At 71.6% G+C, this 9492-nt stretch carries 8 protein-coding genes and 1 pseudogene; 6 read left to right on the top strand and 3 right to left on the bottom strand.

The features are described 5' to 3' along the window. Positions 1-793: pseudogene (locus GXW76_RS10955) on the top strand (DNA mismatch repair endonuclease MutL); the annotation flags it as partial. Positions 794-850: 57 nt separating this feature from the next. Here GXW76_RS10955 and GXW76_RS10950 read toward each other — a convergent pair. Further along, positions 851-2434 (bottom strand): bifunctional metallophosphatase/5'-nucleotidase, encoded by a 1584-nt coding sequence (locus GXW76_RS10950; protein WP_211862054.1) that lies wholly within the window; start codon positions 2432-2434, stop codon positions 851-853. Between the two features lie 128 nt (positions 2435-2562). On the opposite strand from GXW76_RS10950, the gene GXW76_RS10945 reads away from it, so the two are divergent. From GXW76_RS10945 to GXW76_RS10935, 3 genes are read left to right on the top strand one after another with little or no spacing between them, the layout of a single operon-like run. Further along, positions 2563-3480 (top strand): sulfite exporter TauE/SafE family protein, encoded by a 918-nt coding sequence (locus GXW76_RS10945; protein WP_211862053.1) that lies wholly within the window; start codon positions 2563-2565, stop codon positions 3478-3480. Next, positions 3477-4241: a TIGR02186 family protein gene (locus tag GXW76_RS10940; protein ID WP_211862052.1), complete on the top strand. Its 765-nt coding sequence runs from the start codon at positions 3477-3479 to the stop codon at positions 4239-4241. Before GXW76_RS10945 ends, GXW76_RS10940 begins: the two co-directional genes overlap by 4 nt. 10 nt (positions 4242-4251) lie before the next feature. After that, positions 4252-4758 (top strand): universal stress protein, encoded by a 507-nt coding sequence (locus tag GXW76_RS10935; protein ID WP_211862051.1) that lies wholly within the window; start codon positions 4252-4254, stop codon positions 4756-4758. A 246-nt stretch (positions 4759-5004) separates the two neighbouring features. Here the strand turns inward: GXW76_RS10935 and GXW76_RS10930 are convergent, their stop codons facing one another. Both GXW76_RS10930 and GXW76_RS10925 read right to left on the bottom strand, forming a co-directional pair. Next, positions 5005-5502 carry a L,D-transpeptidase family protein gene (locus GXW76_RS10930; RefSeq protein WP_211862050.1) on the bottom strand — a complete coding sequence of 166 codons (498 nt, stop codon included), beginning with the start codon at positions 5500-5502 and terminating at the stop codon, positions 5005-5007. Between the two features lie 178 nt (positions 5503-5680). Continuing rightward, positions 5681-6853, bottom strand: coding sequence for a GTP cyclohydrolase II (locus tag GXW76_RS10925; RefSeq protein ID WP_211862049.1), 1173 nt, complete (start codon positions 6851-6853; stop codon positions 5681-5683). A 290-nt stretch (positions 6854-7143) separates the two neighbouring features. Here GXW76_RS10925 and GXW76_RS10920 point away from each other — a divergent pair, with 290 nt between their 5' ends. Together GXW76_RS10920 and ahcY are read left to right on the top strand one after the other, a co-directional pair. Next, a complete protein-coding gene (locus GXW76_RS10920; protein WP_211862048.1) occupies positions 7144-7860 on the top strand; it encodes a response regulator transcription factor in 717 nt (238 codons plus the stop codon). Between the two features lie 144 nt (positions 7861-8004). Further along, positions 8005-9408: an adenosylhomocysteinase gene (gene ahcY, locus GXW76_RS10915; protein ID WP_211862047.1), complete on the top strand. Its 1404-nt coding sequence runs from the start codon at positions 8005-8007 to the stop codon at positions 9406-9408. The last annotated feature ends 84 nt before the right edge of the window (positions 9409-9492 follow it).

Here is a 9492-nt window from a genome sequence, read left to right as displayed (position 1 = left end):
CGCCTGGGGCGGCGGGCAGGCTGCCGCAGGCGGACGCACGGGCGCCGCGGCGGATGGCGCCACGGCGGAAGGTGGTTCCGGCTTCGCCGAGGCGGCGCCGCCCTTGCTCTCGCCCGCATCCGCCTTTCTCGCGCCCGTGCAGCGCGCCCTCGGCCTCGCCCCCGCCCCGCCGCCGCGCCCCGCGGTATTCGAGGAACGCGCGCCGGAGCACCACCCGCTCGGCCGGGCATTGGCGCAGATCCTCGACACCTATGTGCTCGCGGAAGCGCCCGACGGCGCCCTGGTGCTGGTGGACCAGCACGCGGCCCACGAACGCCTGACGCATGAGGCGCTGAACGCGCAACTCGTCGAGGGCGGCGTGCGGTCCCAGCCGCTGCTGCTGCCCGCCGTGGTGGACCTGCCGGCGGGCGAGGCGGCACGCCTGCTGGAGCATGCGGAGACGCTCGCCCGCCTCGGCCTCGAAATCGAATCCTTCGGCGCCGGCGCGGTGCTGGTGCGCGCCCTGCCGGCCTTGCTTGGCAACCCGGAACCGGCGCCGCTGCTGCGCGACCTCGCGGAGGAGCTGGCGGAACTGGGGGAGGCCGCGTCGCTGCAACGCCGCCTCGATGCCGCCGTGGCGCGGCTCGCCTGCCATGGCAGCGTGCGCGCCGGCCGCCGCTTGCTGCCCGCCGAGATGGACGCGCTGCTGCGGTCCATGGAGGCGACGCCGCGCGCCGCCACCTGCAGCCATGGCCGCCCGACCGTGCTGCGGCTGGATGCGGCAGCGCTGGAGCGCCTGTTCGGCCGCCGCTGACGGCCAGACACGCGCAAGACGCACCATACGACCCGATCAGGCGATTCTTGATCTGCCCTACAGCGCCCGGATCCGTCCATCCTCCGGCACGCCGCGCAACTGCCCCTCTGCAATCGCATCGGCCACCGTCTCGTCCAGGACCGGCCCGCCGTCGTAGGGGTCGAGCGCGCGGTCGCGGAACATGACGTAGCCGTCGCCCCGGCGCAGGAAGTCGTTGGTCACGAGGCGATAGACCCGCGTCGGATCGAGCGGCACGAACCGCGCCCCCTGCGCCACCTCCACCTGCCGCACCCGGCTGCCCGGCGGCGCGGCGGGATCCCACACGAAGCGGATGCCCGCCACCTGCGGGAAGCGCCCCGCCGTGCCGGCGCCCTGCGACACGCCATGTTCCAGCGCCGCCACGACATCCGCCCCGCGCAGCCCCATCACCGCGATGGTGTTGCCGAAGGGCAGCACGGTCAGCACGTCGCCCACCGTCACCTGGCCGCCGGGCAGCCCGGCGCGCAGCCCGCCGCCGTTGGTGATGGCGATCTCGGCGCCGGGCATGCGCGCGAGCATCGCCTCCGCCACCAGGTTGCCGAGGGCGCACTCGCCGCGCCGACAATCGGCGTTGGACAGGGCGGTGGGCAGGGTGCCGACGACGCGGCGGCGGGTTTCCTCCAGCGGCCGGGCGAATTCCGCCACCAGGGCGGCGACGCGGGCATCCTCGGGGATGTTCGCGCCCATCGGGATGGTCGCCCCGCCCTGCGCCGCGATCCGTCCATCCGCCGCGAGGTCGAGGTCGAGCCGCCCGAGGAAGCGCCCATAGGCGCCGGTCTGCAGGATGCGCACCGTGCGGTCCCGCCCGTCCACCAGCATCGGCGAAGGACCGTCCGCATCCGGCTCGGCGGCCAGCAGCGTATGCGAATGCCCGCCGATGATGACGTCGAGTCCGGCCACCTGTGCCGCCAGCCGCCGGTCCGCCTCGATCCCGTTGTGGGACAGCAGCACCACCGTCGCCGGGCCGGTCGCGCGGATCTCCGCGATGGCGCGGGCGGCGGCCTCGGCCGGGTCGGTGAAGCGCAGGTTGCGCCCGGGGGAGGACAGCGCCGGCGTCTCCGGCGTGGCCACGCCGATGAAGGCCAGCCGCGCACCGCCGCGCGTCGTCTCCCACCAGGGGCGGAAGCGGCCGTCGAGCGCCGGTTCCGCCCGCGTGTCGATATTGGCGGCGAGGATGGGGAAGTCCGCCGCCGCGACGAAGCGCGCCAGGTTCTCCGGCCCGTTGTCGAATTCGTGGTTGCCGAGGGTCATCGCCTCGCAGCCCCAGGCCTTCATCACCGCGAGTTCCGCCGCGCCGCGGTGCTGCGTGTAGAACAGGCTGCCCATGAACTGGTCGCCGGCATCGACGGCGACGACGGCGCGCCCATCCGCCGCCGCCTCCGCCCGCGCGGCGGCGATGCCGCCGGCGAGCCGCGCCGAGCCACCGAGGCAGGGATCGTCCGTGCGGCAGGCGGCACCGGTGGCGCGCACCACCGGTTCGTGCCGGCTGTGGAAGTCGTTGGTGTGGACGATGCGCACGCGCCGCGCCGCCTGTGCCGCCGAGGGGCGCAGGAAGGGTGCCGCGAGGGCGGTGCCGAGCAACAGGCGGCGGGAGAAGGACATGGTGCGACTTTCGGATTCGGATTGCCGCAATCCTGCCTCGCGGCGCGGCGATTGTCCCTTGCCGCTTGCGGCGACCGGGTCCAAACCCGGCCTGTCCAAGATCCACCCCAGTCGGGACGAAGGGCGCGATGCAGGTCTACCTGCCAATCGCCGAGATGAGTGTCGATGCCCTGCTGCTGCTGGGCATCGGCTTCGGCGTGGGCTGGCTCTCGGGGCTGTTCGGCGTGGGCGGCGGATTCCTGCTGACGCCGCTGCTCATCCTCATCGGCATTCCTGCGCCCGTCGCGGTCGCCTCCGGCGCCAACCAGACGATCGGCGCCTCGGTCTCCGGCCTCATCGCGCAATGGCGGCGCGGCAATGTCGATGCGCGCATGGGGGTGGTGCTGCTGGCCGGCGGCTTCGTCGGGTCCTCGCTGGGCGTGCAGCTCTTCGCGCTGCTGCGGCGGCTGGGGCAGGTCGATCTCGCGGTGGCGTTCTTCTACGTCGTGGTGCTCGGCACCGTCGGCCTGCTGATGGTGCGGGAGAGCGTGCGGGCCATCATCCGCCGTCGCCGCACCGGCGGCGCGGCTTCGCCCAAGGCGCACGAGCACACCTGGCTGCACGGCATGCCGTTCAAGATGCGGTTCCGAAAGTCGCGCCTGTACATCTCCGTCGTGCCGCCGGCGCTGGTGGGCTTCGGCATCGGCATCCTTTCCGCCGTCATGGGCGTGGGTGGCGGGTTCATGCTGGTGCCGGCGATGATCTACCTGCTCGGCATGCCGACCTCCGTGGTGATCGGCACCTCCCTGTTCCAGGTCGTGTTCGTCGCGGCCAACGTCACGCTGCTGCAGGCCTGGCAGGTCGGCACGGTGGACATCGTGCTGACCATGCTGCTGCTGGCCGGCGGCGTGGCGGGCGCACAGTTCGGCGCCGCCATGGGCACGAAGCTGCGTGGCGAGGAGACGCGCGCCCTGCTCGGCCTGCTGGTGCTGGCGGTGGCGCTCGGCCTCGCCTGGGGCCTCATCCGCGCGCCGGATAACCTCTTCGCCATCGGGCCGGCGCGGTGAGGGCGGCGGCGTTCCTGCTCACCCTGCTGCTGGGCTGGACCGGTTCGGCGGCGGCGCAGGCGCCCGCGCCCGTCACCACCCCGGCGCTGACGGCCGACCTCTCGACCGACCGGGTGGAGATCACCACCGGCTTCACCGGCGCCTCGGTCCTCGTCTTCGGCGCCACCGAGAACCTGATCGGGTCGGAGACCGGGGAGGACGTGGTCGTCCTCGCCTGGGGCCCGCCGCAGCCCACCGTGGTCCGGCGCAAGGTCAACGTGATGGGCTTCTGGGTGAACGGCCCGGCGGCCACCTTCCCCGAGATCCCGGGCTTCTACGCCATCGCCGCCACGCGGCCCGTGTGGGAGGCGCTGCCCGAGGAGACGCGCCGCACCGCGCGCCTCGGGCTGGAGGCCCTGCCGCTGCGCGCGGTGGGCGCGCAGGCGCCGGCCTTCCGCGCCGCGCTGCTCGAACTGAAGCAGCAGGACGGGCGTTGGCAGGAATATGCGGCACCGGTCGCGGTGGCCGGCGGGCGGCTGTTCTCGGCCCGCATCTACTTCCCCGACACGGTGCAGACTGGCGACTACCGGATCGAGGTGCTGCTGGTGCGCGAACGCCGCATCGTCGCGCGGCAGGCGCTGTTCCTGCGCGTGGACCGGGTGGGCACGGCGGCCTCCATCGCCCAGGTCGCGCGCGCCATGCCGCTCGTTTATGGTGTGGGGTGCATCCTGCTGGCCGCCCTCGCCGGGTGGCTCGGCAGCGTCATCTTCCGTCGAGGCTGAGGGGGGCTCCATGCCCGGAAGCGAGGAATCCGCCGCCGCCGCCACCGCCGCGAAGCGGGACCGCATCTTCCTGGTGGTGGTGGATGACAGCCCCGAGCGCGCCATCGCGCTGCGCTACGCCTGCCTGCGCGCGCGCAAGGGCGGCGGGCGCGTGGCGCTGCTGCGCGTGGTCGAGCCCGTGGGCCTGGTCGAATGGGCCGGGGTCGGCGTGATGATGCAGGAGGAGCGGCGGGAAGAAGCGGAGAAGATGCTCTCCGGCCTCGCCGCCGAGGTGAATGAGATCACCGGCGGCTTCCCCATCCTCATCATCCGCGAGGGCACGCCGCGCGACGAGTTGCTGAAGCTGCTCGAGGAAGACCCGCGCATCTCGATCCTGGTGCTGGCCATGGCGCCGGGGAGCGGCGGGCCGGGGCCGCTCGTGACGGCGCTGACCGGGCGCTACTCGGGCCGGCTGACTGTGCCCATGACGCTGGTGCCGGGGACGATGGACGAGAAGGAACTGGACCGGATCACCTGATACGGCCGGCATCATTGCCCGGCGTATCAGGCGGCTCGACGCCGTCCGGATGCCGCCGACAGCGAACAGGGCGACGCCATCCCTGCATCCCGCCGCGGCATACGCGCCCTGCGGCTGGAACGGCAGAAACCGGACCGATCGTCGCGACGCCCATGATCACCCCCGGTCCGGAGCCGAAGCAAGATCCTGGTTCCCAAAGGCCTTTCGGCCTTTGGCGGGGGGTCGAGGGGGGCGGCGCCCCCCTCGTCACCCTACGATCTCAAGCCCCCCCAACCCTGCCGCCAAAAGCCTTCGCAGGTCGTTCTCGGGCAGGGCCACGCATCCTTCCGTCGGTGCCAGTCCTGGCCGCGCGACGTGCAGGAAGATCGCGCTGCCGCGCCCGCGCTGCACCGGCGCGTCATTCCAGCCCAGCACGGCGATGACGTCATAGATCGCGTCGTCCCGCCACAGTCGTTCATGGCGTGCAGCGTGGGGCAGCCGGATGGGCCGGTTGTAGTCGGGGTGGCCGGGGTCGTCGCACCAGCCATCCTCCGAAGCGATCGGTTCGGCGGGCAGCGTGCAGGCGGGGCGAGGCCCGCGGTCCGCGCGCCAGAGGATGCGGCGGATCGGCAGCAGGCCGGTGGGCGTGGCGCCGTCGCCTTCCCGCTTGTCGGCCCGGATGCCGCCGGCGCCGAGGGCGCAGCGCAGCGTCTCGCCGCGAAAGCGCAGCAGGCCGTCGGGGGTGACGCGGGCGATGCCGGTCATGGAGTGTCTGGACGCAGGATCATGATGCCATCCCGCCTAGCATCCCGACGGGCACGCGGCCCAACAGGCCACCCGCGGCCACACCCCCCGAGCCGGGAACGCGACCGCGCCCGACGCGCCCTCGACGTGCGCAGCCGGTCTGGCCGGAGGGCCGGTGCCGGCATTCTCAAACGGTCTCTCAGCCCGAAAGGAGATGCCCGAAGCGTTCCGCCTTGGTGCGGAGGTAGCGGTCATTCACGCCATTGGGGTCGAAGGCGTGGGCCTCGCGGCCCAGCACCTCGATGCCGCAGGCCACGAGGCCGCCGATCTTGTCCGGGTTGTTGGTCAGCAGGCGGACGCGCTCGACGCCGACGGCGCGCAGCATGGTGGCGGCGACCATGAAGCTGCGCTCGTCGGCGCCGTAGCCCAGCGCGCGGTTGGCATCGAGCGTGTCGAGCCCGCCATCCTGCAGCGTATAGGCGCGCAGCTTGTTCACCAGGCCGATGCCGCGCCCCTCCTGCGCCAGGTAGAGCAGCACCCCACCCGCGGGATCCTGCGCCATCCGGGCAATCGCGCCGCGCAATTGCGGGCCGCAATCGCAGCGCAGCGAACCCAGGAGGTCGCCGGTGAAACACTCGGAATGGGCGCGCACCAGGGGGGCCCCGCCCTCTGCCGCGGTCTTCTCCGGCGTGCCGACCAGGATGGCCAGGTGCTCGATGCCACCGTCCGCGGCGCGGAAGGCGACGATCCGGGCCTCGGGCGCGTCCTCGAGCGGCACGCGGGCCTCCGCCACGCGCGCGAGGGTGGTCGCGGCCGTGGTCGGATAATCGAGCACGTCCGCCGCCGCCACCTGCATCAGATCGAGACGGTCCGCCGCGCCTTCCGTCGCCGGCGCGGCGACCAGGGCGGGCAGCAGCCGGCCGAGCTTCGCCAGCGCGATCGCCGCCTGCGCCAGGGCGGGGGCGGCGACGCGTTCGGGAACCTCGGGCAGCAGGCGTTCGGCGGTAGGGTCGGCGAGGCTGCGCAGCGCCTCGGGCGCCAGCAGGGTGGGCGGCAGGCGCAGCGCGACGGCGCCTTCCTCATCGGCGGCGTGGGGGACGGGGCGCTGCAGCACGGCCGCGGCACGCACGGGGGCGAGAAGCAGCACCGCCGGCGCCAGCGCCGCCGCGGCGATGTCCGCCAAGCCCCGCCCGCCGACCGTCTCGGCGGCGGCGACGACCAGCGCCGTGTCGGTTCCGCGCAGGATCACCGGCGTGCCGCGCCGCAGTTCCGTCGCCGCCCGATGCACGTGACGCAGGGCAAGCGCCAGCGGATCGGCCTGCACCGGCGCGCCCGTGGCCGGCTCTGATGCGGGGCTCGCGGTTGGCGTCATCGTCTGGCGTTCCATTCCTCAGGCCATCGCGCGCCTGGAATATGGCCTGCGCGTGGCGTCTTCCCTTGGCGTGCTGCACATGTCGTCGCGTCTGCCAGCCTGGATGTGGTACGGAACGCCGGCGCGTCCAGATGCGTGAAGCGGCAATCACACTGCCGCGAGGACGCCGTCAGGTCTGTCTCGCATATGGCACAAGCCTCGCTTACAAGCCATACCTCCGCGGGGGACCCGGCGTTCCGGCATGCGTGCCGGGCGGCCGTGTTGAGAATTGGAATGGGGGAAGTTGGCGCATGACCGGTCCGCGCCCGGTGCTGATCGTGGACGATGACCCGGCGCTCCTGGCGACACTCGCCGAGCAGCTGGCACTTGAGGGCGAGTTCGCGCCGGTTGAGGCGGCCACGCTCGCCGATGCGGATGCGAAGCTGTCGGCCGAGGGCGCGCGGTTCGATATCGTGCTGCTCGACATCGGCCTGCCCGATGGCGACGGGCGCGAGTTCTGCGCCCGGATGCGGCGGCTCGGCCATCGGATGCCGATCGTGATGCTGACCGGCTCGGACAGCGAGTCGGACGTGGTCAGCGGCCTCGATGCCGGCGCCAACGACTATATCGCCAAGCCCTTCCGGCTGAACGAACTGCTCGCGCGCATGCGTGCCCAGTTGCGCGGCTATGACAGCAGCGAGGACGCGGTCTTCAAGGTCGGGCCCTACCTGTTCCGGCCCTCCGCCAAGCAGTTGCACGACCCGGCAAGGGGCAAGCGGATCCGCCTGACCGAGAAGGAAGCGGCGATCCTCAAGTTCCTCTATCGCGCCGGAGGGCGGCCGGTGCCGCGCACGGTGCTGCTGAATGACGTGTGGGGCTACAACAGCAACGTCACCACCCATACGCTCGAGACGCACATCTACCGGCTGCGGCAGAAGATCGAGCCGAACCCGGCCGAGGCACGCCTGCTGGTGACCGAGGGCGGCGGATACCGCCTCGAACCGTCGGCCGAGGCAGAGGCGGGCTGATCCCGCGTCTGCGTGGCGGAGAGCGGGTCACTGGCGGGTATCTCATAAAGATATCCTTATGACTGGTCGCTAAGGCTGGCCTCCCAGGCCCGCCCGTGCTACCGGCGCGGCACATCCCGCCGTGAAGAGAGTGAGAGAGAGCGCATGTCCGCTGCCGCCGACTACGTCGTGAAGGACCTTTCCCTTGCCGGCTGGGGCCGCAAGGAGATCTCGATGGCCGAGGACGAGATGCCCGGCCTGATGGCGACCCGCGCCGAATACGGCGCGAGCCAGCCGCTCAAGGGCGCGCGCATCGCGGGCTGCCTGCACATGACCATCCAGACCGCCGTGCTGATCGAGACGCTGAAGGCGCTCGGGGCCGACGTCCGCTGGTCGTCGTGCAACATCTTCTCGACCCAGGACCACGCCGCGGCCGCGATCGCCGCGACCGGCACGCCGGTCTTCGCGGTGAAGGGCGAGACGCTTCCCGAATACTGGCAGTACGTGAAGCGCACCCTGGAATGGGCCGATGGCGGCACGCCGAACGTGCTGCTGGACGATGGCGGCGACATGACGCTGCTGGTCCATTACGGCCTGCGCGCCGAGCAGGGCGACGTGGCCTTCCTCGACAAGGCGACGAACGAGGAAGAGACGGTCTTCTTCGCGCTCATCAAGGACTGCCTGAAGACCAAGCCGGGCTGGTTCGCGAAGCTCGCCGCCGCGATCAAGGGCGTGTCGGAGGAGACGACGACGGGCGTTCACCGCCTCTACAACATGGCGAAGGAGGGCAAGCTGCTCTTCCCCGCCATCAACGTGAACGACAGCGTCACCAAGTCGAAGTTCGACAACCTCTATGGCTGCCGTGAGTCGCTGGTGGACGCGATCCGCCGCGGCACGGACGTGATGATGGCCGGCAAGGTCGCGATGGTTTGCGGCTTCGGCGACGTGGGCAAGGGTTCCGCCGCGTCCCTGCGCAACGCCGGTTGCCGCGTGATGGTCAGCGAGGTCGATCCGATCTGCGCGCTGCAGGCCGCGATGGAAGGCTACGAGGTCGTGACGATGGAGCAGGCCGCTTCCGCCGCCGACATCTTCGTCACTGCCACGGGCAATGTGGACGTCATCACCGTGGACCACATGCGCGCGATGAAGCACCGCGCGATCGTGTGCAACATCGGCCACTTCGACAGCGAGATCCAGGTCGCCGGCCTGCGCAACTTCAAGTGGGACAACATCAAGCCGCAGGTGGACGAGATCGAGTTCCCCGACGGCAAGCGCATGATCCTGCTGTCCGAAGGGCGCCTCGTGAACCTCGGCAACGCCACGGGCCACCCGTCCTTCGTAATGTCCGCGTCCTTCACCAACCAGACGCTGGCGCAGATCGAGCTTTGGACGAACCCGGGCAAGTACGAGAAGAAGGTCTACGTGCTGCCGAAGCACCTGGACGAGAAGGTGGCATCGCTGCACCTCGCCAAGGTGGGTGCGACGCTGACGAAGATGTCGGCGCAGCAGGCGGCGTATATCGGCGTGTCGCAGCAGGGGCCGTTCAAGGCAGAGCAGTATCGGTACTGAGTGAAGGTCGGGGGAGGGGAACCTCCCCCGAACCCCCTCCCTTTTTTGGTCACTTGGCGCCGACCATTGCGGTCAGTTCCCAAG

Source organism: Neoroseomonas soli (assembly GCF_018129065.1).
In the GTDB taxonomy this organism is placed as follows: domain Bacteria; phylum Pseudomonadota; class Alphaproteobacteria; order Acetobacterales; family Acetobacteraceae; genus Neoroseomonas; species Neoroseomonas soli.
Note: the sequence above shows the minus strand (reverse complement) of the source record. Positions and strands in the feature narration are given on the sequence as shown.